The 24,506-nt window shown below is 57.9% G+C and carries 24 protein-coding genes; 4 read left to right on the top strand and 20 right to left on the bottom strand.

What is annotated here, in order from left to right:
- Window positions 1-151 precede the first annotated feature (151 nt).
- The 5 genes from GV827_RS23860 to sciP form a co-directional block, all read right to left on the bottom strand.
- On the bottom strand, window positions 152-280 hold the full coding sequence (locus GV827_RS23860) for a hypothetical protein (protein ID WP_268895725.1): 129 nt from the start codon (window positions 278-280) through the stop codon (window positions 152-154).
- A gap of 97 nt (window positions 281-377) precedes the next feature.
- Entirely contained in the window at window positions 378-2,468 is a 2,091-nt protein-coding gene (recG, locus tag GV827_RS07245) for an ATP-dependent DNA helicase RecG (RefSeq protein ID WP_164353119.1), read from the bottom strand.
- The gene (ligA, locus tag GV827_RS07240; protein WP_164353118.1) at window positions 2,465-4,750 is read right to left on the bottom strand and encodes an NAD-dependent DNA ligase LigA; all 2,286 of its coding nucleotides are present in this window, start codon (window positions 4,748-4,750) and stop codon (window positions 2,465-2,467) included. Before ligA ends, recG begins: the two co-directional genes overlap by 4 nt.
- Window positions 4,751-4,842: 92 nt before the next feature.
- Window positions 4,843-5,550: a response regulator transcription factor CtrA gene (ctrA, locus tag GV827_RS07235; protein WP_164353117.1), complete on the bottom strand. Its 708-nt coding sequence runs from the start codon at window positions 5,548-5,550 to the stop codon at window positions 4,843-4,845.
- 96 nt (window positions 5,551-5,646) lie between these two features.
- On the bottom strand, window positions 5,647-5,925 hold the full coding sequence (gene sciP / locus GV827_RS07230) for a CtrA inhibitor SciP (protein WP_164353221.1): 279 nt from the start codon (window positions 5,923-5,925) through the stop codon (window positions 5,647-5,649).
- A 124-nt stretch (window positions 5,926-6,049) separates the two neighbouring features.
- Here sciP and mnmA point away from each other — a divergent pair, with 124 nt between their 5' ends.
- Entirely contained in the window at window positions 6,050-7,192 is a 1,143-nt protein-coding gene (gene mnmA / locus GV827_RS07225; RefSeq protein ID WP_164353116.1) for a tRNA 2-thiouridine(34) synthase MnmA, read from the top strand.
- Between the two features lie 86 nt (window positions 7,193-7,278).
- Here mnmA and lpxB read toward each other — a convergent pair whose 3' ends face one another.
- The 15 genes from lpxB to pyrH all read right to left on the bottom strand — a co-directional run bounded on the left by lpxB (window position 7,279) and on the right by pyrH (window position 21,254).
- Window positions 7,279-8,430, bottom strand: coding sequence for a lipid-A-disaccharide synthase (lpxB, locus tag GV827_RS07220; RefSeq protein ID WP_164353115.1), 1,152 nt, complete (start codon window positions 8,428-8,430; stop codon window positions 7,279-7,281).
- Window positions 8,427-9,227 carry an LpxI family protein gene (locus GV827_RS07215; RefSeq protein WP_164353114.1) on the bottom strand — a complete coding sequence of 267 codons (801 nt, stop codon included), beginning with the start codon at window positions 9,225-9,227 and terminating at the stop codon, window positions 8,427-8,429. The genes lpxB and GV827_RS07215 overlap by 4 nt, the downstream gene beginning before the upstream one ends.
- Entirely contained in the window at window positions 9,224-10,006 is a 783-nt protein-coding gene (lpxA, locus tag GV827_RS07210; protein ID WP_164353113.1) for an acyl-ACP--UDP-N-acetylglucosamine O-acyltransferase, read from the bottom strand. Before lpxA ends, GV827_RS07215 begins: the two co-directional genes overlap by 4 nt.
- Entirely contained in the window at window positions 10,003-10,464 is a 462-nt protein-coding gene (fabZ, locus tag GV827_RS07205; RefSeq protein ID WP_164353112.1) for a 3-hydroxyacyl-ACP dehydratase FabZ, read from the bottom strand. Before fabZ ends, lpxA begins: the two co-directional genes overlap by 4 nt.
- A gap of 68 nt (window positions 10,465-10,532) precedes the next feature.
- A complete protein-coding gene (locus GV827_RS07200) occupies window positions 10,533-11,183 on the bottom strand; it encodes an OmpH family outer membrane protein (RefSeq protein ID WP_164353111.1) in 651 nt (216 codons plus the stop codon).
- Between the two features lie 18 nt (window positions 11,184-11,201).
- On the bottom strand, window positions 11,202-13,550 hold the full coding sequence (gene bamA / locus GV827_RS07195) for an outer membrane protein assembly factor BamA (protein WP_204325786.1): 2,349 nt from the start codon (window positions 13,548-13,550) through the stop codon (window positions 11,202-11,204).
- Between the two features lie 144 nt (window positions 13,551-13,694).
- Window positions 13,695-13,826, bottom strand: coding sequence for a hypothetical protein (locus GV827_RS23855; protein WP_268895724.1), 132 nt, complete (start codon window positions 13,824-13,826; stop codon window positions 13,695-13,697).
- 133 nt (window positions 13,827-13,959) lie between these two features.
- A complete protein-coding gene (rseP, locus tag GV827_RS07190; protein WP_164353109.1) occupies window positions 13,960-15,306 on the bottom strand; it encodes an RIP metalloprotease RseP in 1,347 nt (448 codons plus the stop codon).
- 4 nt (window positions 15,307-15,310) lie between these two features.
- Window positions 15,311-16,486: a 1-deoxy-D-xylulose-5-phosphate reductoisomerase gene (dxr, locus tag GV827_RS07185; protein WP_164353108.1), complete on the bottom strand. Its 1,176-nt coding sequence runs from the start codon at window positions 16,484-16,486 to the stop codon at window positions 15,311-15,313.
- A gap of 3 nt (window positions 16,487-16,489) precedes the next feature.
- Entirely contained in the window at window positions 16,490-17,284 is a 795-nt protein-coding gene (locus GV827_RS07180) for a phosphatidate cytidylyltransferase (protein ID WP_164353107.1), read from the bottom strand.
- A gap of 10 nt (window positions 17,285-17,294) precedes the next feature.
- Window positions 17,295-18,044 carry a polyprenyl diphosphate synthase gene (gene uppS, locus GV827_RS07175; RefSeq protein ID WP_164353220.1) on the bottom strand — a complete coding sequence of 250 codons (750 nt, stop codon included), beginning with the start codon at window positions 18,042-18,044 and terminating at the stop codon, window positions 17,295-17,297.
- An 85-nt stretch (window positions 18,045-18,129) separates the two neighbouring features.
- On the bottom strand, window positions 18,130-18,693 hold the full coding sequence (frr, locus tag GV827_RS07170; RefSeq protein ID WP_164353106.1) for a ribosome recycling factor: 564 nt from the start codon (window positions 18,691-18,693) through the stop codon (window positions 18,130-18,132).
- Between the two features lie 322 nt (window positions 18,694-19,015).
- Window positions 19,016-19,924: a B12-binding domain-containing radical SAM protein gene (locus tag GV827_RS07165; RefSeq protein WP_164353105.1), complete on the bottom strand. Its 909-nt coding sequence runs from the start codon at window positions 19,922-19,924 to the stop codon at window positions 19,016-19,018.
- 93 nt (window positions 19,925-20,017) lie between these two features.
- Entirely contained in the window at window positions 20,018-20,332 is a 315-nt protein-coding gene (locus GV827_RS07160; protein WP_164353104.1) for a hypothetical protein, read from the bottom strand.
- 193 nt (window positions 20,333-20,525) lie between these two features.
- Window positions 20,526-21,254 (bottom strand): UMP kinase, encoded by a 729-nt coding sequence (pyrH, locus tag GV827_RS07155; protein ID WP_164353103.1) that lies wholly within the window; start codon window positions 21,252-21,254, stop codon window positions 20,526-20,528.
- Between the two features lie 95 nt (window positions 21,255-21,349).
- Here pyrH and miaA point away from each other — a divergent pair, with 95 nt between their 5' ends.
- From miaA to GV827_RS07140, 3 genes are all read left to right on the top strand, one after another.
- Entirely contained in the window at window positions 21,350-22,234 is an 885-nt protein-coding gene (gene miaA, locus GV827_RS07150) for a tRNA (adenosine(37)-N6)-dimethylallyltransferase MiaA (RefSeq protein WP_164353102.1), read from the top strand.
- A gap of 73 nt (window positions 22,235-22,307) precedes the next feature.
- A complete protein-coding gene (locus GV827_RS07145) occupies window positions 22,308-23,096 on the top strand; it encodes a helix-turn-helix domain-containing protein (RefSeq protein WP_164353101.1) in 789 nt (262 codons plus the stop codon).
- A gap of 313 nt (window positions 23,097-23,409) precedes the next feature.
- Window positions 23,410-24,495 carry an ABC transporter permease gene (locus GV827_RS07140; protein WP_164353100.1) on the top strand — a complete coding sequence of 362 codons (1,086 nt, stop codon included), beginning with the start codon at window positions 23,410-23,412 and terminating at the stop codon, window positions 24,493-24,495.
- Window positions 24,496-24,506: the final 11 nt, after the last annotated feature.

The raw sequence follows: 24,506 nt of genomic DNA, 5'->3' as shown, positions 1-24,506 counted from the left end.
GGATGGCGGCGTAAGGAAAGCGTTTCTCATGTGGGACCCGTTAAGGACCATGGGTGGGAACCCGAAACCGATCAAGGACAGGCAGTGTCAGTCGGCTGCATCTATTGGGACGGATGCAAGGGCCAAAACGGCATGAGAGCGCAGGCAGAAATCAAACAAAAGCAGGCAAGTGCAGGGCAACGACAAGCATCACAACCAAAGCCGCCGCACCGATGGCATCCTGCAGAAGCGTGTCCTGAGAGCGTGTCGCGATGGTCTTAAGTGTTCTGAGCGTTGTCATCTGATCCTCCGTCTTTGTTGCCTCTTTGTTCTCATTTTATTAATCCGCTGTAAAGAACTTTTTAAGAACATTTGCGAACAAATTGGAACGAAATGGGTTAACCGACTGAAATCAAAAGAATTGCTTCGTCCTGCCGCATCAACCAAAGCAACATGCGGGCGGCTTGACCCCGGTCGCTGGTCAACTCAGGATCCTCGGCCAACAGCTTGCGCGCATCCGATTGCGCCGTGGCCATCAGCCCGGATTGCCGTTCAAGGTCGGCGACCTTGAACCGGGGGACACCCGATTGCGCCGTTCCGATCAGGTCGCCGGTCCCGCGCATCTTGAGGTCAGTTTCGGCAATCACGAATCCGTCTTCGGTTTCGCGTAGCACCTCAAGTCTCTGCTGTCCTGTTTCGCTGAGCGGTTGCTGGTACATCAACAGGCAGGTGGAGGCGCCCTGCCCCCGTCCGACACGTCCGCGCAACTGGTGGAGTTGCGCCAGTCCAAAGGTTTCTGCGCGCTCAATCACCATGATCGTCGCGTTGGGGACGTCCACGCCAACCTCAATGACCGTGGTGGCCACCAGCACCTGGGTCTGGCCTTCCTGGAACGCCTTCATCGCCGCGTCTTTTTCCGCCGGGGGCATCTGACCATGAACCAGCCCGACAATCCCTTCTCCCAAGGCAGCACGAAGCCGTTTGAAACGTTCCTCCGCCGCGATCAGGTCACTGACCTCGCTTTCTTCAACCAGCGGGCAGACCCAATAACACTGGCGCCCTTCAGCGATGGCCGCGCGAAGACGGTCAATCACCTGATCCAGCCTGTCCGTGCTCACCAGCGCTGTCTTGATCGGCTGCCGACCGGGTGGTTTCTCATCCAGTACCGAAACGTCCATGTCACCGTATTGGGCAAGCGCCAGTGACCGGGGGATCGGCGTCGCCGTCATGACCAGTACATCGGCGCGGTCGCCTTTCTGCCCCAGCTCCAACCGTTGACGCACTCCGAAACGGTGCTGTTCATCCACGACTGCGAGCCTCAGATCGGCAAACTCGACATCTGCCTGAAAGACCGCATGGGTGCCGATCAGAACCTGAATATCGCCCCGCGCCAAGGCCGCCAGTTTGGCCTGCCTTTCGCCTCCTTTGTCCCTGCCTGTCAGAATTTCAAGAACGACCCCGGCTTCTTCGGCCAGCGGGCGCAGGCCTTGTAAATGCTGTCTTGCGAGGATTTCCGTAGGGGCCATCAGCACACCCTGACCGCCGCCCTCAACCGCACGCAAAAGAGCGAGGAAGGCCACCAGTGTTTTGCCAGCACCCACATCCCCCTGCAAAAGCCGGTTCATCCGTTGCGCACTGGCCATATCCTGAGTGATTTCAGCCACGGCGCGCTCTTGTGCAGCCGTGGGTTTGTAGGGCAGCGCCGCCAATACGCGGGCCTGCAGCTTACCGTCGCCGGTTGTGGTGCGGCCCTTTTTGCGTCTCTCCCGCTGCCGCGCGAGGGCAAGCGTGATCTGATGTGCGAAAAGTTCATCATAGGCCAGCCTTTCGCGGGCCGGTGCAGTGGAGGATAGATCAGCTAGCGTTTCGGGTTCGTGCGCCTTGTGCACAGCATCGATGAAGTCGGGCCAGCCGGCCTGAAGCTTCTGTGCCGGGTCAATCCATTCCGCCATCTGGGGCACACGGGAAAGCGCACCGCGCGTGGCCTTGTACATCAGCTTCTGCGTCACGCCGCTGGTCAGCGGATATACCGGCTCAAATGCGGGAATGTCGCTGGCGGCATCCTCTGGCACCGCGAAATCGGGATGCACCATCTGCGCGATACCATCGAACAGCTCAACCCGGCCCGACACGATGCGTCGCGATCCTGGCGGCAGTTGGCGTTCAAGATAATCACCGCGCGCGTGGAAATAGACCAGTTGAAAGCTCGTCTCGGCGTCTTCCACGTGAATGCGGTAAGCACCGCCCCGGTTGCGTGCGGGCCGGTGCGACCCGACAGTCACTGCCACGGTCAAGGTGGCGGGCAGAACAGCGTCCTTGAGCGTATCGCGACGGCTCCGGTCGATGCCTGTATGGGGTAAGGTAAAGAGCAGATCGCGCGGTGCCTGTACGCCCAGATGGGCGAAATGTTGTGCGGTCTTTGGGCCAACGCCTTCAAGCGTTTCAAGACCGGCAAAGAGCGGAAACAGGGGCTCCGGTCGCTGGCTCATGCGTTGCCGATCAGGCGCAGCCAGCCCTCTTCGTCCAATGTTTCAATGCCAAGCTCTGCCGCCTTCTTCGCTTTTGATCCGGCACCGGGACCGGCCACCAGAATGTCCGTCTTGGCACTGACCGAGCCTGAGACCTTGGCACCCAAGCGTTCTGCACGTGCTTTGGCCTCGGCCCGGGTCATCTGTTCCAGCGTGCCGGTGAAGACAACCGTCTTGCCCGCCACCGGGCTGCCCGTGGTATCGGCGCGTTTGACCTCTTGTACGTCCAACTCAGAGATTAAACGGTCGATCGAGGCGCGCTCACGCTCTTGGGCAAAAGCATTGACCAGCGATCCGGCCATGACAGTGCCTACCCCATCGATGCTGATCAAGTCTTCCCACGCAGAACCCTGTTGGCTTTCGGCCTCAGTCATAGCTGCCTCGAAGGCATGCCAAGTGCCATAATGCAACGCGATCAAATTTGAAGCGGCCTCCCCCACATGTCTGATCCCAAGCGCGAAAATGACACGGTCCAAGGGGATTTGGCGTTTCTCCTCAATTGCCTGAAAAAGATTGGTCGCAGATTTTTCGCCCCAGCCCTTCACCTGTGCCAAGGGTTTCTGGGCGAGGTACCGGATCGCCTGATCAAGGGCGCCGTCATCAGTCTCTTCCACGGGAATTTCGACGCCGCGCAACAGCTCCCCATATTTCTGGCGGGTTTCTTGTGCGCGGTCGGACAGACTGAATTGCTGCTCCAAGAACGCGCTTAGATTATCCTTCAGCTTGCTGGCCGCCGCATCCCTCGCCTTTAACGTGAAAATGTCGGCAGGCTCCTTGATCCAGTGGAGGAAATAGAAGAGCTCCACCTGCTTCGCCCCTAGACCTTCTATGTCAAATGCAGCCCGTGAGACGAAGTGTTTCAGCTTTTCCACCGCCTGCGCCGGGCAGATCATCCCACCCGTACAGCGCCGCACCGCGTCTCCTGGCTCGCGCACGGCGTCACTTCCGCATTCCGGACAGATGTGCGGAAACTCGAACGGTTCCGCATCGGCTGGGCGTTTCGACAGATCTACATCCGCAACCTTGGGAATCACATCTCCTGCGCGGTAGACCTGCACCCAGTCCCCGACGCGGATGTCCTTGCCGCCGCGAATTTCCGCCCCCTTGCTGTCAAGGCCCTTGATGTAGTCTTCATTGTGGAGCGTCGCATTGGAGACGACCACGCCGCCCACTGTCACCGGCTGCAAACGGGCCACAGGAGATAACGCTCCGGTACGGCCCACCTGAATGTCGATACCGTGAAGCCAGGTCCATGCCAGTTCTGCCGCGAATTTATGCGCGATCGCCCAGCGTGGCGTGGTTGAACGAAAGCCCAACCGGTCCTGAAGCGCCAGATCGTTCACCTTGTAGACAACGCCATCAATGTCGTATCCCAAGGTCGCACGTTGTTCTTCAATCTGCCTGTAGTGCGCCAACAAATCCTTCGGCCCGTCACAAAGCGTGGTGAGCGGATTGGTGGAGAACCCAAGATCCGCAAGCCGTTCCATCGCGCCAAACTGGGTGGTTGATAAAGGATTGGACAGTTCGCCCCACGCATATGCAAAAAAGCGCAACGGGCGGGATTTTGTGATCTGGCTGTCAAGCTGGCGTAAAGAACCTGCTGCGGCATTGCGCGGATTGGCAAATGATTTGCCACCTGATCGCGCTTGCCTTTCGTTTAGTGCTTCGAAATCGGCGTGGCTCATGTAAACCTCGCCGCGCACCTCCAGTACGTCTGGTGCACCCAATATGCGCTCTGGAATATCGCCAATTGTACGCGCATTTGCGGTGACGTTCTCGCCCACCGCCCCGTCGCCGCGCGTCGCCGCATGGATCAGAATCCCGTCTTCGTATCTGAGCGATAGAGATAGCCCGTCGATCTTTGGCTCGGCAGTGTAGGACAGGGACGCATCGGCACTGAGCCCCAGATATTTACGAACGCGGCCGTCGAATTCAGTGACATCTTCAGGATCAAATGCGTTGGCCAGCGACAGCATCGCAACCGCATGTGTGATTTTCGAAAAGCCATCAGCCGGTACCGCCCCAACTTGCTCAGTTGGGCTGTCTTTTCGTTTCAGGTCGGGAAAGCGGTCTTCTATCGCCGCATTGCGCAGTTTTAGCGCATCATAGGTGGCATCATCCAGTTTCGGATCGTCCGACACGTAGTAGTCGGCATTGGCCTGCCCAAGAACCTTCGCCAGCCGTGCCAGTTCTTCTGCCGCCTGTTCCTGTGTCAGCGCTGCTACTGCGATCTTTGCCGTCATTTGCTCCTGCCCCTTCGCCAGCTCTTGGCTTATGGGACAAGAGATAGGTCGCAGGACAAAGCAGGTCTAGGTCGATTTCACCCGTAAGGCCCTCAGGCGGAGGCGGCCATGTTCATTACTGCGGGTTCCGGATCGCGAAGGACATATCCACGGCCCCAGACCGTTTCGATGTAATTTTCGCCGCCGGTTGCCGTGCTCAGCTTCTTACGCAGTTTGCAGATGAAAACATCGATGATTTTCAATTCAGGCTCATCCATGCCGCCGTACAGATGGTTCAGAAACATCTCTTTGGTCAGCGTCGTACCCTTGCGCAGGGACAGCAGTTCCAGCATCTGATATTCCTTACCTGTCAGATGCACGTTCTGGTTGTCCACGCTGACAGTTTTGGCATCAAGATTGACAGCAATCTGACCAGTTTCGATGATGGATTGGGAGTGCCCTTTGGACCGCCTGATGATGGCATGAATGCGTGCCACCAGCTCTTCCCGGTGGAACGGTTTGGTCAGATAATCATCCGCGCCAAACCCAAATCCCTTGATCTTGTTCTCAGTGTCATCAGACCCTGACAGGATCAAGATGGGTGTCTCAATCCGACTTAGACGCAGCTGTCGCAGCACCTCGTGCCCGTTCATGTCTGGCAGGTCACGGTCCAGCAAAATAAGTTTATAATCGTATAGCTTGGCCAGATCGATCCCTTCCTCGCCAAGGTCTGTGGCATAGACATTCAGATTGGCATGGGTCAGCATCAATTCGATGCTTCGAGAGGTCGTGGGATCGTCTTCAACAAGCAGCACACGCATTCACATTCTCCGATTAGTCATCATCTTCTTGGAATGGATCGTGAACAAAAAAGGTTAACCACCCGTTACCGATAGTTGAGAATCTATCTTTGCAACTTAAGGTTGTATATACTTTTGTAGTGCCGTCGCTTTCAAAGCTGCTTCGCCGTGCTCTGTGACCGCGCGGACCCACTCCAAAAACTCTTCTTCGCTGATCTGATATCGCTGCAACGCGTCGGCCTGAGAGATCAAACCATAGACCACACCGCGCACTACCGCTGCCTTGCGCGAGGCAACCCAGCGCCGCGTGCTGGCGGGCGGTAAATCGGCCTGGCTCATGACGCTGCCATCTGCAAGCGTCACCGATCGGGGACCATCCACTTTTTTCAGATACATAGGTACCTTCCACAACTTCGCTTGCGCCGACATTGACGAAAGCCCCTTAACGCTGCATGAAGCCGCCCCTTGTGAGTAATTAGGATTTTCCTATATTCCCCCCTAACACCTCCCGGAGAGAATGATGGCCCTTGATCAGACCCCACCACTGAATTCGCTTGGCTTTGCCAAGGCGCCCGCCGACACGCGGGTTGTTGTGGCAATGTCTGGTGGCGTGGACAGTTCTGTCGTGGCAGCCATGCTGGCCGAAGAAGGCTATGATGTCGTTGGCGTCACGCTGCAGCTCTACGACCACGGTGCGGCGCTTGCGAAAAAAGGCGCCTGCTGTGCCGGGATCGATATTCACGACGCACGCCGCGTGGCCGAAGAGATGGGCTTTCCACATTATGTGCTGGATTACGAGAACATCTTTCAGGACGCTGTGATCGACGAATTTGCCGACAGTTATCTGGGCGGGGCCACTCCTGTCCCCTGCATTCGGTGCAACGAGCGGGTGAAATTCAAGGATCTGTTGGAGACGGCAAAGGATCTTGAGGCGGATTGCATGGCCACCGGCCACTACATCCAGCGCAAGATGGGCCCTGACGGCCCCGAGCTGCACTGCGCCGCCGACGCCAGCCGGGACCAAAGCTATTTCCTTTTCTCCACCACGCCGGAACAACTGGATTATCTGCGCTTCCCACTGGGCCATCTTCCTTCCAAGGATGACACCCGCGCGCTCGCCGCCAAATACGGGCTCAGCGTGGCGATGAAGCCCGACAGTCAGGACATCTGCTTTGTCCCAAACGGTGACTATGCCGCCGTCATCCGCAAACTGCGCCCCGAGGCTGCGGACCCCGGCAATATCGTGGACACCGATGGGAACGTGCTGGGCCAACACGACGGCATCATCCACTACACCATCGGCCAGCGCCGGAGGCTGGGCATTGGCGGGCTCGCCGACCCGCTTTACGTGGTCAAACTCGACGCCGACCGCAAGGAGGTCGTTGTCGGCCCCAAAACCATGCTCGCCACCCGCACCATCCCGGTGAAAGAGATCAACTGGCTGGGCGACGCCCCGCTCACCTCACGCGCCGAATGGCCCATCGCGGTCAAGGTCCGCTCCACCCGCCCCCCGCGCGACGCCATTCTGCGCCCCCTCTCAGACACCACTGCCGAGGTCGAACTCCTCACGCCGGAAGAGGGTGTCTCTCCGGGTCAGGCCTGCGTATTCTACGATCCCGAAAGCAGCCGCATCTTCGGCGGCGGTTGGATTCACAGAGGCTGACCCCGGACTTCATCTTTCCAATACAATTCCGGGGTTTGGGGCAGAGCCCCAATAGACCACTTGCGCGCCACGGGCGCGGCTTCGGATCAGAGCCCGTCCAGCACCGCCCGCGCAGCCCTGAGCCCCGGCGCCTCGCCCCCGCGGCCTAATCGGTCCATCGTAAGCTCCATGGCGGCTTGTTGGGCATCCGGGGCAACCAGCACCTTCAACACGCCATCTGCAATGGGGCCCGGCCGACAATTTGCACCGATGAACTCTGGCACCGCGCGGGTTTCTGACACCAGATTGACCAAGGTCACGGTATCCACTTTCACCATCCGTCCGATGATCTGGCGGCTCAGCCAATTCATGTCGTAGGCAATCACCATCGGGGTCTTGCTGGCAGCCAATTCCAGCGACACCGTTCCGGACGCGGCCAAGGCCACGTTCGCGGCGCGAAAGGCGGCGCTCTTTTCGGCCACGGGGTCCGCAACGTCCTGCGCAAGCGGATTAAGGATCAATGGCTGAGGTCCCCAGTTCTGTGTCAGTCGTCTGACTGCCCCTACAACAGGCGCCGCAGCCGGGATCACCACACGCAGTTCGGGACGCACCAGTTGCAGCCTTGCGACCACCTGCTGAAAGACCGGTCCCAACCGTGCGACCTCGCTCTGACGGGAGCCTGGCAGAACTAGAAGAAGTGGCGCGTCGCCGAGACCATGTCTGTCGCGAAATGCCTGCGCCTCGGCTTCTGAGGCAACCGGTTCGGCAACGACCGGATGACCGACAAAGTCACAGCGCATGCCAGCCGCCTCCATATACGGCGGTTCGAACGGGAACAGCGCCAGCACATGATCAACATAGCGCGCCATCTTTTCGGCCCGCCCCGGCCGCCACGCCCAGACCGTTGGCGCCACATAATGGACTGTTCTTATGTCACTTTTTGCCTTCACACGGCGCGCGACACGCAGCGAGAAATCCGGGCTGTCGATGGTGATCAGCACATCAGGCTGTAAATCCAGAACGGCCTGCGCTGTCTCATTTATCCGTGCCATCAGAGCACGGTATTTCGGCAAAATCTCGGCCAACCCCATGACGCTCAACTCTGACATGTCAAAGCGGCTTTCCAGTCCCTGCGCCATCATCTCTGGCCCGCCAATGCCATCAAATGTCACGTCAGGGTGCAGTTCTTTCAATCCCGCCATCAGCGCGCCACCCAGCCTGTCACCGGATGGCTCACCCGCAAGGATGAAGACTTTCATTCCTCGCCCCCGCGACGGACCCACAGGACAAGACCGTAGCGGTCCGCCAGTTCGGCGCAGCGGTCAGCCTCAAGAATGATGACATCGCCTGCATCGACCACGACACCCGCCAGACCTGCCTGATACGCTGCCTCGATCGTTGCCGGGCCGATCGTGGGCATATCGATTTCCCTGATCTGACCTTGTTTCGGACCTTTGCACAGGATCGCCCGCATGTCGCGCGTGTTGGCAGGCAAGGTGGCCAACAGGTGATCCGTCCCGCCCATGGCCTCGACACCAAGCACCTGCTCAGCTCCGATCACGCACGCCTGCCCGATATCGAGCGGCGCCATACCCGCCAGCACCGCCTCTCCGCGTATCGCATCCCTGCGCATCTGCGCGTCCGGCCATGCCTCGGACAAAACCCCCTGATTCGCGATAAGATCAGGCAGCAACTCATCTGCCCCCAGCACCTCGAAACCAGTTTGTTCGAATATCTCCTTGAGGATCTGTAGTGCACCGTTATCGCCCGCGGCGAGGGCTTTCTGGAACAGGGGGACCAGCGCCATTGTCTCTGCATCCAGCTTTGAAGGGTCAAGCTGTGGACGATCTATTCCTCCGCAAAAACAGACCCTTGTGACACCTTTCTCACCCAGTTGAACCAGCAAAGTGCCAAGTGTTTCCAGCCGGAATGTCAGGTCCACGTCCAACCCTTCGGGCGGGGTTCCCTCATAGCCGCAAACAAGCGGTGGCACATCCTGCGCTGCTGCGACTTCAGCGGGCAGTCGCCCGCGTCCTGCGATCAGCGCCAGGGTCATTTCGGCGTCAGGAAATGTCGGCCGGTATCGGCCATGACAAAATCGACGATCTGGCGCACATAGTCACTTTCGGTTTCATCCCCGAGCCGCTGCGCGCGGTCCTGAAACGTGCCTTCGCCCTGTGCCAGCATCTGGAACGCGGCCCTGAGCGCGGTGATATCGCTGCGTGCCACGCCTCTGCGTTTGAGGCCGACGAGGTTCAGCCCGTCCAACTCGCCCCGGGGGGCCTGGACAAGGCCAAAGGGGATCACATCATTGGTCACCATCGTCACGGCGCCGACAATCGCCCCCTGACCGATCCGAACGAACTGGTGGATGCCCGACAAGCCACCGATGATCACGTCATCCTCAATAATGCAGTGACCAGCTACGGCCGCCGAATTCACGACGATCACCCTGTCACCCAAGTGCGCATCATGGGCGATGTGACATCCCGCCATAAACAACCCGTCATCACCGACTTTTGTAAGGCCTCCGCCGCCTTCGGTGCCGCAGTTCATCGTCACATGCTCGCGAATGCGATTGCGTTTGCCGATTTTCAGGCGGCTGGCCTCGCCCTTGAATTTCAGGTCCTGCGGGATCTCTCCGATCACCGCGAAAGAGAAGATCACCGTATCTTCACCGACCTCGGTCTGTCCTGTGACGATGGCGTGGGATTTCAGTTCAACCCCGGCATGCAGAATGACCTCAGGGCCGACCACGCAAAATGGACCCACCTTGGCTGAGGGATCAATCTGTGCACCCTTTTCAATCACCGCTGAGGGGTGAATGTTGCTCATTTCGGCAGATCCAGCATGGCCATGAATTCGGCCTCGGCAGCCATCTCGCCTTCGACAGTGGCCACACCGGAAAAGCGCCATACCTTTCCGCCTGCCTTGCCCCGCAGGGTCTTGAGGTCCATGCGAAGCACATCACCCGGAATGACCTTGCGGCGGAATTTGCATTTGTCGATAGACATGAAATAGATCAACATTTCCTTGTCCAACTGGTCCAAAGCGACGCCGATCATCACACCAGCGGTCTGGGCCATCGCCTCGACAATCGTCACGCCGGGCATGATCGGCGTGCCGGGAAAATGCCCCTGAAAATGGGGTTCGTTCATCGTCACGTTCTTGTAACCGACAGCCGATTCAGTCCCGGTGATCTCTTCCACCTTGTCCACCAGCAAGAAAGGATAGCGATGTGGCAGAATCCGCTGGATGGTTTGAATGTCAGCGCGTTTGGTCTCTTGGCTCATGCGGGTTCCTCTGGCTGCAAGTGCGTCTTACACGGCTATCAACTTCCCGCTGGTCGGGCAAGCAGCGCTCAATCGGAACCGCTGCCCAGTGTTTCATCCAGCAGCTCAATCGCGTCCTCGGTGATCTCAATCGCGTTGGCACTGACAAATACTGATCGCCGCTCAAGGATCACTGCAGCATCCGCGTCCCGCATCAAGCGTTCCAGAACAGGGGCAGCCGCTGTCAGGAACACCTCACGCTCCTGGTCCAACAGATCGTTGAGAGCGCGCCCCTTGGCCGTCTGTGCCTGCCGAATTTGCTGGACTTTCTGGTCAAAGGCATCAGCCAGTTCGCGAAAATCTTCGGGGCTCATGGTGGCGCGCATGTCGGTCAGCTCACGCTCTTCCGCTTCAAGGTCCGCTTCTATTCGGCGGTTCTCCTTGGCAAGTTCCGCACCTTGCGCTTCGATCTCCTCCGCCACACGGCGGCCAAAGGCGCTTTCCAGAAATAGCCTTTCTGAGTCTATTGTGAGAACAGGACTGATCACCGTGCCACGTCCCAGCCCCGCACCACTATCAGATTGTTGTGCACCCACCGGGGCGCTCCATCCTGCAAGGGTCAGCGCGCAGACGCTGCACAAAAGCGTCAGAAACTGCTGAAGTCCTAATCTCACATTTGCAACCCGCGCAAAGCCGCGCCTTCCTTTGGTCAGACGCGCTTTGCGGTGAAATGTGCTCATGACAGGTGCAAGATGCCTTTAGAACTGAGTGCGCAGCGTGATTTCAAACGTTTGCTCTTCATCGAAATCTTCGCTTTTCAGGGCCTTAGAGACGTTGAACTGCAGCGGACCCACCGGCGTTTCCCAGAAAATCGACAGCCCGACCACATGGCGGAACGAACCACCTTCGCCGACGATGTTGCCGCCGTTGAAATTCACGTCGTCCAGATCCCAAAGGTTGCCCACGTCATAGAATACGCCGCCGGAAATGCCATATTCTTCGGGCAAACCAATCGGGAACTCCGCCTCAAAGCGGGCCGCGACATATAGGTTCCCACCAAGGGGATCATTACTCGTGCCGCTGATGTCACGTGGCCCGATACCGCCAGGCTCAAAACCGCGAATGATATTTGGCCCCAAAAGGAACCTGTCAACCACGCGGTTTGTACCTTCGCGCCAAGCCAGTGCGCCACCTTCAAGCGTTGCACGCAGCGTTACGTCTTCATTGTATATCCGCTTCTCACCAGTGACCTTGGCCACGGTTTTTACGAACTTACTGTCGCCTCCGAGACCCGCAAAATCCTGACTGAACTGAAACAGAATTCCCGCATTCGGATCAAGTCCAGTGCGACGGGTGTCGTAGGTGTATTCATACCCCAACGCTGATGACCATTGAGCTCCTGCCGCGATGTCACCTGCAATAGTCGGGCCATTCTCAACCGGATCGCGCTCCAACATCTCGATCTCTTCCGCCGTGTAGCGCAAAGACAGGCGCCCGTTGTCACTGACCGGGAAGCTCAGCGTTGGCTGAACGATCAGACGGTTGGTATCATAGGACGTGAAAGACGAGTTTGTCTCAGCGTAATCAAGGTTGAGACCAAAGGCGAGATCGCGGCCCAACAAAGCAGGTTCAACGAAGTTGATGCCGTAGCGGGTTGCATCCTCTGCGGTAGCAACCGACAGGGTCAGTTTCTGCCCCCTGCCTAGGAAGTTCTCTTCAGCAAAACTAATCGCGACACCAAAGCCGTCGTTGTTTGAGAAGGAGCCGCCGAAATTCAAAGATCCGGTAGGCTTTTCCTCGACATTCACATCAACGACCACTTGCTCATCGCTTGAGCCTTCACGCGCGTTGACCTCTGCCGTCTCAAAGTAGTTAAGCGCCCGGATACGCTCTGCGGCCTGCCGAATTTCACGTGGGTTGAACGGGTCACCCTCCACGCTGTCAAACTGGCGTCGGATCACACGGTCCAGCGTGGTTGTGTTGCCTTCAATATCAATCCGCTCAACAAAAACGCGCGGACCACGGCTGATCACATAGGTTACGTCCAATGTCAGGTCGCGATCGTTGCGCGTCACGCGCGGCTCTACACGCATGAAATCGACGCCATCGCGGATTGCCTGTCGCTCAAGACGCGCGATATCTGTCTCAACCAACGTCGGTGAATAGACGACGCCCGGACGCACCTTGACGATGTCGCGGTACACGGCGGCGTCGACGTTGGGCATTTCAGAGACCAGATTGATCTCACCAAACTTGAACTGCTGTCCCTCAACGATGTTGTACGAGACGAAATAGCCATCGCGCTCTTGGGTGACTTCGCTGTTTACGGCGGTCGTGCGCATATCGACGTAACCACGTGACAGGTAGAAGTCCCGCAGGAGTTGCTTGTCGAGCTCTACACGGCCCTCGACAAAGGTATCGCGTCGGACCAGACGGCGGAAAAGACCCGCTTGCTTGGTCCCCAGAACCCGGCGCAGACGACGGTCAGAGTATTGGCGGTTGCCAACGAAACTCAGGCGTTCAACCTCGACGTTTTTGCCTTCGAAGATTTCAAAGATTAGGTCGACCCGATTCTGGTCCCGTTTGATAATGCGCGGCTGTACCCGCGCCGCAATGCGACCTTCGGTGCTATAGGCTTCGGCAATGGCCGCTGCGTCCGCTTCGGCCTGCGCGGGATTGAACACGCGCCGCTCGGTCGAGCCGACCAGCTGTTCCAGCGTCTCATCCTTGATCCGCTGATTACCTTCAAAGCGCACGCGGTTCAGCGTGGGCAGTTCAACCACGGTGATGACCAATGTGCCGCCACGCGGTTCAATCTCAACCGTTTCGAACAGTCCGGAGCTTTGCAGGCTCTGATACGCGTCGTTCAGCTGACCCGCTGATACTGGCTGTCCACGGCTGATTCCAGCCTGCCGCAGGATTGCGCTGTCGCCGATACGTTCGTTTCCGTTGATTTGAACAGAATTGAATTGGTACTGCTGCGCTTGAACATAGCCCGCCGGCGCCATCCAAGCCGCTGATAATACGGCACAAACCGATGCCGAGCGCAGCAAGGTGCCAAATGTTGATCTTTGCGCCTGCCCGATTGGCGCACCGCCCCAGGTCATCAGTCTCATGGTTTCAACCCAATCTTTAGACTTCGTTGGGGACCTGAGTACGCAGGTTAGTACAGTTTGTCAAAACCAAGACACGCGAAAAAGCACCACATCATGCAGTGCATTTCACTATGAAAACATCATACTGTGGTGGGATCAGTGGTAGACAGACCCCACGAACGCGCCAGCGGCCAATGCGAAGGCGATGGTCGCGATGTAAAGCACGCGATCCCAGTTGAGATCCATTAACAGGCTCAGCCCGCGATATGATGTTTGAATGGCTTGCATCGGTCGATCCTCATTGCACTAAACATACGTTAACTGCGCTTTAAGGCACGAATTGGACACAATATGGCAAGATTGGGGCATTCACCCGGTTAAGTGAATATTTGGTCTGGTTCTTTCAGGATCGCCCAGCCGATTAAGGGCAAAACAGATCATTCCCCAAAGCAAAGACCATCAAGGATAGCACCAACGCCAACCCTATGGTCATCAGCACCCGCAGCGCCTTGTCGCTTGGCGGTTTACCTGACACGGCCTCGTAGGCGTAGAATGTCAAATGGCCGCCATCAAGCGCCGGGATCGGGAAGAGGTTCAGCAGTCCCACTGCCGTGCTCAGAACCGCGATGAAGTAAATAAAGGACTGCGCGCCTTGGCTTGCCATCGCGCCAGAAGCCTGTGCGATTCCAACTGGCCCGCTCAGATTGCAGGTAGAGATATTTCCGATGATCATCTCACGCAGGCCGGAAATGGAGCCCGTTATGATACGCCACGTGTTCTCGACCCCGCCCACCAGCGCCTCGCCGATGCTTGCCGTCTCGCTTGCAGCTTCAAATGCCATTCCGCCTGCGATCCCGATGCGCAGGGCGCGCTTGAAAGACCCGTCCGGTTGCGGCTCATCCACCGCCTTGGGTGTCATGGTGAAATCAAGTGTTTCGCCGTCGCGCCAAACCTGAAGCGCCAGAGGCTGCCCGTCTGACCCTTCGACTGCGGCCTTGAGTTCTGAAAAAGCGTAGATCGGCTGGCCTTCGACGGCCGTGATTACGTCACCCGGACGTAAGCCAGCCTCAATCGCCGCTGATTGGGGGACCACCTGCACGACCAGTGGTGGCAGGAAAAACGGACCTTCGACGGACATTTCCTGTCCGTTCCGACGAATATCATATGTCAGGGTGGGTTCCGTCGGCAGGGAGCCCAACAGCGCGGAATATGCGACTTCATCTTCGGGGATCACGGTACCGTTCAAGCCCAGAACCTCATCCCCTTCCTGCAGTTCCAATTGGCCCTGTGGTAGGTCGCGAAGATCGCCCACGGTCAAAGGATCACGTGGAACGCCTTGCGTATAGGCCACTGCGAAAAAAATCAGGATCGACATGGCGAAATTGAAGGCAGGCCCAGCTGCCACCGTGAGCGAGCGCGCCCAAAGCGGCGCACCATGCATAGTGTGACGTGCCGCTTCGGGATCATCCGCGACAGCGGCCATTGCCTCTTCGTCTTTGCCGGACGCCGCATTGGCATCACCCGCGAACTTCACGTATCCGCCGAAAGGAAGTGCTGCGATCTGCCACTTGGTCCCGTGCTTATCATTGCCTGACCAGATTACGGGGCCAAATCCGAGTGAGAAGACATCCGCCTTGATCCCGCACCAGCGGCCCACGATGTAGTGGCCATATTCGTGGATCGCCACGATCACCGACAATGCGATGATAAACGCCACCAAAGTCCAGATCACCCCGCCAAACTGCGGTATCAGTCCAAGAGTATCCAAAACGTTATCCTGCTCTTTTGGCAATGGCGGCCTGTGCCGCCTTACGTGCCAAATGGTCTACTTGAAGCACGTTATCAAGGGTCATGGTGGCAGCAATATGTCTATCTAACGCGGCCATATGTGACATGGTGTCCTCAACCACGTCCGCCATCTGGGTAAATTTAATCTGTCCCGCAATGAATCCGTCCAGCGCCGTTTCCTTGGCCGCGTTGAATACCGCGCCCATCATGCCACCTGCCTCCATCACCTCGCGGGCAAGACGCAAGGCGGGCCAGCGGATTTCATCGGGCGCGCGGAATTCGAACTGGCCGATGGCCGCAAGATCAAGCCGTTCAACGGGCAGCGCCTTGCGCTCCGGGTGATGCAGGGCAAACCCGATGGCGTGGCGCATATCGGGCGGACCCACGTGCGCCATCAACGCGCCATCGATGAAACCGACAAGGGCGTGAATCATGGATTGGGGGTGTACCAGCGCCTCGATCTGTTCCGGACCGACGCCAAAAAATTCATGGGTTTCAATAACCTCCATCGCCTTGTTGAACATTGAGGCTGAATCGATGGTGATGCGCTGGCCCATGTCCCAGTTGGGATGGCTTGAGGCCTGATCCAGCGTTGCCTCTGCCAGTTTCTCAATCGGCCAGTCGCGGAATGCCCCCCCGCTGGCGGTGATGATGATCCGCTCGACACTGCCCATGTCCTCGCCGATCAACGCCTGAAAAATGGCGGAGTGTTCGCTGTCAACTGGAAGAATCGCGGTGCCATGGGTCTTGGCCGTGCGCAGCACCAATTCGCCCGCACAAACCAGCGATTCCTTGTTGGCCAGGGCCAGCGTTGTGCCTTGTTCAAGCGCAGCCAGGCCGGGGGCAAGCCCCGCTGCACCCACAATGGCGGACATGATCCAGTCAGCTGGACGGGTTGCACTTTCAACAAGCGCTGCGGCGCCCGCAGCTGCCTGAACCTCCGAGCCGCGCAAGGCGTCTCGCAAGTCATCCAATAGGTGATCGTGGGCCGTCACAGCGACGTCGGCCTTCAACGCCATTGCGTCCTTGGCAAGCTGGGCGATGTTCCCGGCCCCGGTCAGCGCAACCACGTCATACTCATCCGGCGCGCGGCCGATCAGATCAATGGTGTTCTGACCGATGGACCCGGTGGCCCCCAGAATGCTGACCTTGCGCGTCACGGTTCAGCCAAGACCCGGTGGAAAACCGATGAACTGGCCAATGACCAGAAGGAACAGCGCCGCCCCCAGCATCCCGTCGAACCGGTCCATCAGACCACCGTGACCCGGAATGAGGTTCGAGCTGTCCTTGACCCCCATCTTTCGCTTCATGCCGGATTCCGCGATGTCCCCCATTTGCGAGGCCATGGATACGGCGATGGAAATGCCGATCAATTGCAGACCCACACCCGAGCTGATGGAAAACAAAAGCCCGACAAGTGCCGCGCCAACCCATCCAGAAGCCGTCCCTGCCCATGTTTTCTTGGGCGAAACGGCAGGCCAGAACTTTGGTCCACCGATCATCCGACCGGCAAAGTAACCAACCACGTCCGTCACCACGACAACCAGAACCAGCCACAACAGCCATCCGAAACCCAGATCATCGCGGACCTGCATCATGCCGTAGCCCGCCAGCAGGATCAGGACTGTAAAGCTCATGTAGATCGTACGGTTCTGTTCAAGCTGGCCAAACCCAGTCAGCGCGGGCGCCAGCAAGATCGGCAAGGCAAAGCCCACCGGAAGATATATCGCGAGGAAAACCGCAACGCCGGTCAGGACGCCCAGTTGCAGCTGCGAGTGACGTACGCCGGGGCGCAACATACCAACCAGTTCCCACACCATCAAACCGCAGATCAGGGCGACCAGCAGATGAAAGATGTGACCACCCAACCAGATGCCCACCAGTCCGATCACCACCATCGCAGCCCCCGCGCCCATACGGGCGTTCAGATCAGACCACTGCTCTGCGGATTTGCTCATGTCTTTTGCCTCACGCCTTGACCGCACCAAAGCGCCGGTCGCGCCCGCCATAGGAGGCGCAGAGATCACCAAACTCGGCACGGGTGAAATCGGGCCAGAGCGTATCGATGAATTCATATTCGGAATACGCCGACTGCCACAGCAGGAAGTTCGAGATGCGCGCTTCACCACTGGTCCGGATCACAAGGTCAGGATCGGGTAAAACGTATGTATCCAAATATTTTGGCAGCGTTTCTTCATCCACGCTGTCAGGATCCAGCCGACCGCTTGCCACGTCTTGTGCCAGACGATGTGTGGCGCGCGCCACCTCATCCCGGCCACCATAATTGATGGCAATGGTCAGATTGAACTTGGTGTTATGCGCCGTGGCATCTTCCAGCTCGTTCATGAGGTTGATCAGCTTGTCATCAAGCCGCACCCGATCCCCGATGAATCGCACCCTGACACCCCGGTCCCGCAGATGCCGGGTTTCCTTGTTGATATAACGGCGAAATAGGCTCATCAGCCCGGCCACTTCGACTTGGGTCCGCTTCCAGTTCTCGGTCGAAAAGGCAAAGATCGTCAGGTACTCAACCCCGAAATCCGGACAGGCCTCGACGATCTCGCGCACCCGTTTGGCACCCGCATGGTGCCCAAACAGACGTGGACGTCCCCGTTGTGTCGCCCACCGGCCATTTCCGTCCATGATGATGGCCACGTGACGCGGCCCGCCTTCGACAAGGTCAGCGGAAATCTCAGGCTGTGTGGCTGTTTGCGGCATCGGCGGGGTTTCCTGTGTGTCGATCCGGGCCTCCGCCCAGACAATGACCAAAGCCCTTCGTTGAAGGGCCTAGCAACAAGGTCATTCAGACCTGCATGATCTCGGCCTGTTTCGTCTCAAGTTGGTCATCGACCATGGAAATGTACTTGTTGGTCATTTCCTGCACTTCATCTTCCCAGATCTTCTGGTCATCCTCGGACATGCCGTCGGCTTTGCCCTTCTTGATCTGGTCCATCCCGTCGCGGCGCACATTCCGGATCGAGACGCGCGCGTTCTCGGCATATTGGCCTGCGACCTTGGTCAGATCGCGGCGGCGTTCCTCGTTGAGTTCGGGAATGGGCAGCATGATGATGGTACCGTTAAGCTGCGGGTTGATCCCCAGTCCGCTTTCCCGGATCGCTTTCTCGACCTTGCCGACCAGCCCCTTGTCCCAGACGTTGATGGTGACCATGCGCGACTCTGGCACGTTTACGGTGCCAACCTGATTGATCGGGGTCATCGCGCCGTAGGCATCCACCATCACCGGCTCAAGCATGGAGGCAGAGGCGCGACCGGTGCGTAAAGACGAGAATTCAGTCCGCAAAGACGCAATCGCGCCTTTCATGCGCCGCTCCAGATCGTCGGTGTCGAGCATAAAGTCATCAGGCATTGGTTATCTTCCTGTGGTATCGCCATTGTTCGGCTTTCGCACAGGTATAAAACATCAAATGATTAAAAGACCAGTAACCTTTATCGCGCGCCCGCCAGAGCACTATTGCAGACTTTAGCGCACGCCGATGCCGCGGGTCTCCCAATCATTGTCGGCGAATGTCCAGCTTTTGCCAAAGCCACCCGCAAGTTGCGGTCATGCACAGCCCGGCGGCGGGCCTGCCGTTCCGCATCCCCCCAGAAACGGTCCAGCTGATCAGTGATAAGCCCCTGTTCGGTCAACTCGCGCCGGGTGAGTGCGGCCAGAAAACCGGAATGCACGGTTACATCCTGCAACGGCGTCCGCTCAAAGTAATCAAGCGCCTGATGATATCGGGCCGCAACTCATCTGACCGGCAGGACATCTTCCATGCTACCTTGCCGCCGATATCGCTGTCTGCGATCAGGTCAGCCACATCGCCCGCCCAATTCCTTGCCCGCGCGCCGGTCGCCAGAAAATCATCGTCCTGAAACAGAAACAGCGCCACGCCCCGATCATGGTACAGATGGCGCATCTCCGCGACGACATCACCCGGACTGCGCAACCGGCGCAATGCACCGTCCTGTGCTTCGTAGAACGGGCGGATCGAACAGAAGTCACAATTCCATGGACACCCACGCGACCCAAGGATAGCTGCTGTTGGCCGTTCAGATCGTTCATAGGCGATATCACCGCGATCCGGCCATGGAATGTCATCCAGCCGCATGATCTGCTTGCGCAGTCTGTTTTCCCTGATGGCCCCGTCGTCAAGGCGTGCCATAAGACCCTCTGTCTCTTGCCATGCTGTGCCGCGACCGAGATGCGCCAACAAGTCAAGCAGAGTTGCCTCGCCTTCAAACCGGATGACGCTGTCGGCACCATTGACGACGCTGAGGACCTCCTTGGGATCGAAGCTTGGGTAGTGCCCCCCAAGTGCGACATGTGCAGTGACACCAGCCTGCCTAAGCGCGTCAATGACGACCGCGAACTTGGCAGTCATGAACTGAAAAATGAGAGAGAACCCTATGAAATCGGGCTTGTCCGCCATCACCTTGCGGATAAGCACAGCTGGATCATCGCTGAAGGTCTCAATATCGGTATGATGTCCGGCAGCTCCCGCCGTTGCCATCAAGTACCGCAAGCCAAGGTTGTCCTGATCCTGAAATCCAACAAAAAGCGTCTGAAGAGGCGCTTCGGCCTTCTTGATCAACATCACGCCGCCCTTTCAATGAAAACTGCAATCGGATGGAGACGCCCGGATCACCCCCGCACGTCTCCTTATCTGAACGATGCGCTCAGAAGCGTTTCATCTCGTGCTTGAGAAGTTTTTCGAGGGAGTCCAGTTTGGCCCGCATGTGACCAATATCGGCCAGCCGCGATTCAATCTGTATCTTTCCCAGTTTGCCCAGTTCTTCAGGTGCGGGATCAGCGATCGGATCAATTCCACCGCCCCAGATGCCACCACCGCGGTGATACCACCACCAAACCCGCCACCATCCGGTGCAGGGTCAGTCACCCAGTCCGGCGGAATCCGTGCAGTTACCACGAGGTTTTCCAGCGCTGAAAGCCGGGTTGCGAGCATTTGATTCTGCGCCAATATGGCGCGTAGTTGACGTTCCATAATTTCCCCCAAAGGTAAGAATGTTTTGCAGAAAGCACATGTAGAATACACCCATTGCGAGAATTCGCCTAAAAGTAGGGTTCAGAATCGGCCAAAAAACGGCCGAATAATGAGCCGGGCTGCGGCGTTCAGCCAGACTTTTCGCAGTAGACGCTCAGGGATTTTGAGTGCGCATATAAGGCGGTAGCCAGAGTTAGCCCTGAACCCGAGTGTATGTGCCATGCCCGGCAAGAATACCACGGAAACCACCCGGTTCATCAAGCGAGAACACGATGATCGGAAGATTATTGTCCCGCGCCAGGGCAATGGCGGAGGCATCCATCACGCCCAGTCGCTTGGCCAGAACATCGTCATAGCTTACCGTATCGTAACGCTTTGCATCTGAGTGTTTCGCCGGGTCCTTGTCATAGACTCCGTCCACTTTGGTGCCCTTGAAGATCGCCTCGCAGGACATCTCGTTGGCGCGCAGGGTCGCGGCTGTGTCCGTGGTGAAGTAAGGGTTCCCGGTACCTGCGGCAAAAATGCAGACGCGCTTTTTCTCAAGGTGCCGCACGGCACGGCGGCGGATATAGGGTTCGGCAACTTCGTTCATCGTAATGGCGGAAATGACGCGGGTGTGGATGCCCAGACCTTCAAGCGCCGACTGCATCGCAAGCGCATTCATCACTGTCGCCAACATGCCCATGTAGTCTGCCGTCGTCCGCTCCATACCCTGCGCGGAGCCTTGCAGCCCACGAAAGATGTTGCCGCCACCGATCACCATACAAATCTCAACGCCAAGTTCGTGGACCGATTGTACTTCGCGCGCGATACGCTCAACCGTCGGCGGATGCAGGCCAAAGCCCTGATCTCCCATCAGCGCTTCTCCGGAAATCTTGAGCATCACGCGTTTGAAGGTCACTTTCGGGGCATCTTGGGGCATATGGGAACCTTCCGGGCACTGGGGATTACAATTTCGCGCAAAATGTCGCAAATGACGGCAAGGTTCAATGCGCCGCAACACGGGTCGGAAAAGAAATGCAGATGTCGTCGATTTTCTCTGATGCGATCAGGGCGGTGCCAGCGGGCCAGCATGTGCTGATCGCGGGGCCGACGGCGTCAGGAAAGTCCGCATTGGCGCTGGAAATTGCTGCACGGCAGGGCGGTGTCATCGTGAACGCGGATGCATCGCAGGTCTATGACTGCTGGCGTGTGATCACCGCCCGCCCTTCGCCACAGGAAGAGGCGCAGACCCTGCACGCCCTTTACGGTCATGTTGCCGCTACGATGCCTTATTCGACCGGACACTGGCTGCGCGAGGTGACAGAGCTGCTTGGCTCTGGGGACCGATTGATCATCGTGGGAGGTACGGGGCTGTATTTCACAGCGCTCACGCAGGGCTTGGCCGAGATCCCCGCGACGCCGCCAGAGGTGCGCACAGAGGGCGATCAGATGCCCCTCGACGCTTTGTTGGCTACGCTTGATAGCTCAACCCGCAATCGGATCGACATTCAGAACCGTGCGCGTGTGCAGCGGGCCTGGGAAGTGTTGGCCGCCACTGGGCGTGGGCTGGCTGCCTGGCAGAATGAAACCGGCCCTCCGCTGCTGGCCCTGCCCAACTGTTACCCGATTGTCTTCGACGTGAACAAGGACTGGCTGAATGAACGTATCGAAACGCGTTTTGACATCATGATCCGCGAAGGCGCCTTGGAAGAGGTAGACGCGCAGCAAGACGTCTATGACCCCACCCTGCCCGCGCACCGCGCAATCGGAGTGCCTGAACTGATGGCGCATGTACGCGGGGAAATCACTTTGGAGGCGGCCAAAGCGGCAGCAGTCATCGCGACACGGCGATTTGCCAAGCGACAGCGCACTTGGATGCGCAGCAAAATGGCGGATTGGCGCCCGATCGCACTCGGCTGAGTTTCCAATTCTCCACTTTTTGAGGGTAAATACCTGATTTCAATTTCTGAATTTTGCGAATATACGATCAAGGATGAAATCGACCCCCGACGACATCCGTGTTCATAGCCTTGCCCAGCTTGCTCAGGGTCAGGACTGGCGGCTTCAGCTTGTTCATGACCGTCCCTATCATTTGCTGGTGTGGATTACCCGCGGTCAGGGGCGCGTTCTGCTGGACGGAATGCGGCGTGGCACTGGGGCGCACAATGCACTCTTTGTTCCTGCAGGGACGGTTTTTGCGCTGGACTTGGGGCGGCAAAGCATCGGGCAAGCCGTTGTTCTGCCCGTCGCTTCGCCGCTGCGCGTGCCTGAAATCCCGCGGCACCTGCGGATTCGCGACGCACAAACCCAGTCCGAACTGACAAATCTGATTGAAGCCGCTGGCCGCGAAGAACAGGGCAAGCGACCTTTGCGCGGCGATGCGCTTGAGGCACATGCGGCATTGATGTCGGTTTGGCTGCGGCGCCAGATCATGCAGGAAGAACATGTTCCCGAAAAACGCAACGCTGCCGGACGCCTTAGCAAACGGTTCTGCGATCTGCTTGCACAGCGCTTCCGCTCCGGAGACACGATGGCGGATTACGCGACGAGCCTTGACGTGACCCCGACCCACCTGACGCGCGCTGTTAAGGCCGCCACAGGCAAGACAGCATCGGACTTGTTGACCGAACGCGTGCTACACGAGGCGCGGCGGCTATTGATGGAAACAAAAGAACCTGCCCAACAGATTGCAGCATTTCTTGGATTTGGGTCTGCCGCGTATTTTACCCGCTTTATTCAACATCATACAGGTATGCCCCCCAGCAAGTTGCGGGGGCGCTAAACCGCTGGCCGCTTTTGCACAGACCTGCCACATGTCGTTTTTGGCGGATACATATGTCGCAAAAAGCGTGTCATCGGGCGGTAGCAGACATTGACCTGCAGGGGAGAGTTGTGCCTGATAGGCGTAGGGGATCGCGGATTGCTAAACCAAGAACGTCAAAACGACGTCAGGGCAAACTGCCGAAGGGGGACACTGCAAAAACAACCTTTGATCCTGTCGGGATGCCACTTGTGACATTTCGGTACGCACGCGGGCCTATGGCCTAATAAGAACCGGCGGGGAAAACCCGCTTAGCCACCAACAGGGGCGCTACATGGGAATATTCATCTTACGTCGGCTGGGCGTGATGTTACTGACGGCACTCTGCCTGACGTTCATCGTGTTCTGGCTGACCAATCTCTATCCGAACCTTGAGAAACTCGCCAAGACCCAAGGCAACTTCCGCATGTCGGACGAAGCCGTGGCATCATTTCTGGGCGACCGGGGATATCTGCAACCGATGCCGGTCAAGTTCGGGCAATGGCTGGGTGTGATGCCCGGCTGGGTCACGGAAAAAGAAGACGGCAAAACCTTTGGCCGCTGTTTCGAAGAGGGCACGCCAGAGGCAGACCGCCCCACCCGCTGCGGGATCATTCAAGGCGATTGGGGTTTTTCCACGGTTTTCAAGGATGAAGTCGGCAGTACGGTCGCCACGCGTCTGGCGTTAACTGGCAAGCTGATGCTCTGCGTTCTTTTGCTGATGGTGCCATCGGCACTTATCGTGGGCGTACTGGCCGGAATGCGAGAAGGTTCGAAACTCGATCGGTCCCTATCGACGTTCTCGATCGCGACGACAGCGACGCCAGAATACGTGTCAGGGGTTATCTTTATTGCGGTTCTGGCCTCATCAAAGTTCGGCCTTTCGCCACTTTTGGCCGAATGGGGCTGGATCGACGGCAAGACGCTGTTTCTGGGCTCCGCCACATCGGCGATGGCGGATGCGACTTTCTGGAACTTCTTTCTGCCGGTGCTGACGATCTCGCTTTACGGTATGGGCTATATCGCCCGGATGACGCGGGCCTCCATGGCCGAGGTGATGACCGCGCAGTACATCCGCACGGCCCGCCTGAAGGGAGTGAAATTCTCTGACATTGTTCTGAAGCACGCGTTGCGCAATGCGCTGATTGCGCCCTTTACCGTCATCATGCTGCAAATTCCGTGGCTGCTGAACGGCGTGGTGATTGTTGAGACGCTCTTTAACTACAAGGGTTTTGGATGGCTTCTGGTGCAGGCGGCGTCGAACAACGACATCGAACTGCTGCTGGCGGTCTCTGTTGTCTCTGTTGTGGTGGTTTTGGTGACCCAGCTGATCTCGGATATCGGCTATGTCTACCTCAATCCACGCATTCGAATTTCTTGAGGGGGCGCTGA

Origin of the sequence: Sulfitobacter sediminilitoris, assembly GCF_010667575.1 — a bacterium.
GTDB classification, from domain to species: Bacteria; Pseudomonadota; Alphaproteobacteria; order Rhodobacterales; family Rhodobacteraceae; genus Sulfitobacter; species Sulfitobacter sediminilitoris.
Note: the sequence above shows the minus strand (reverse complement) of the source record. Positions and strands in the feature narration are given on the sequence as shown.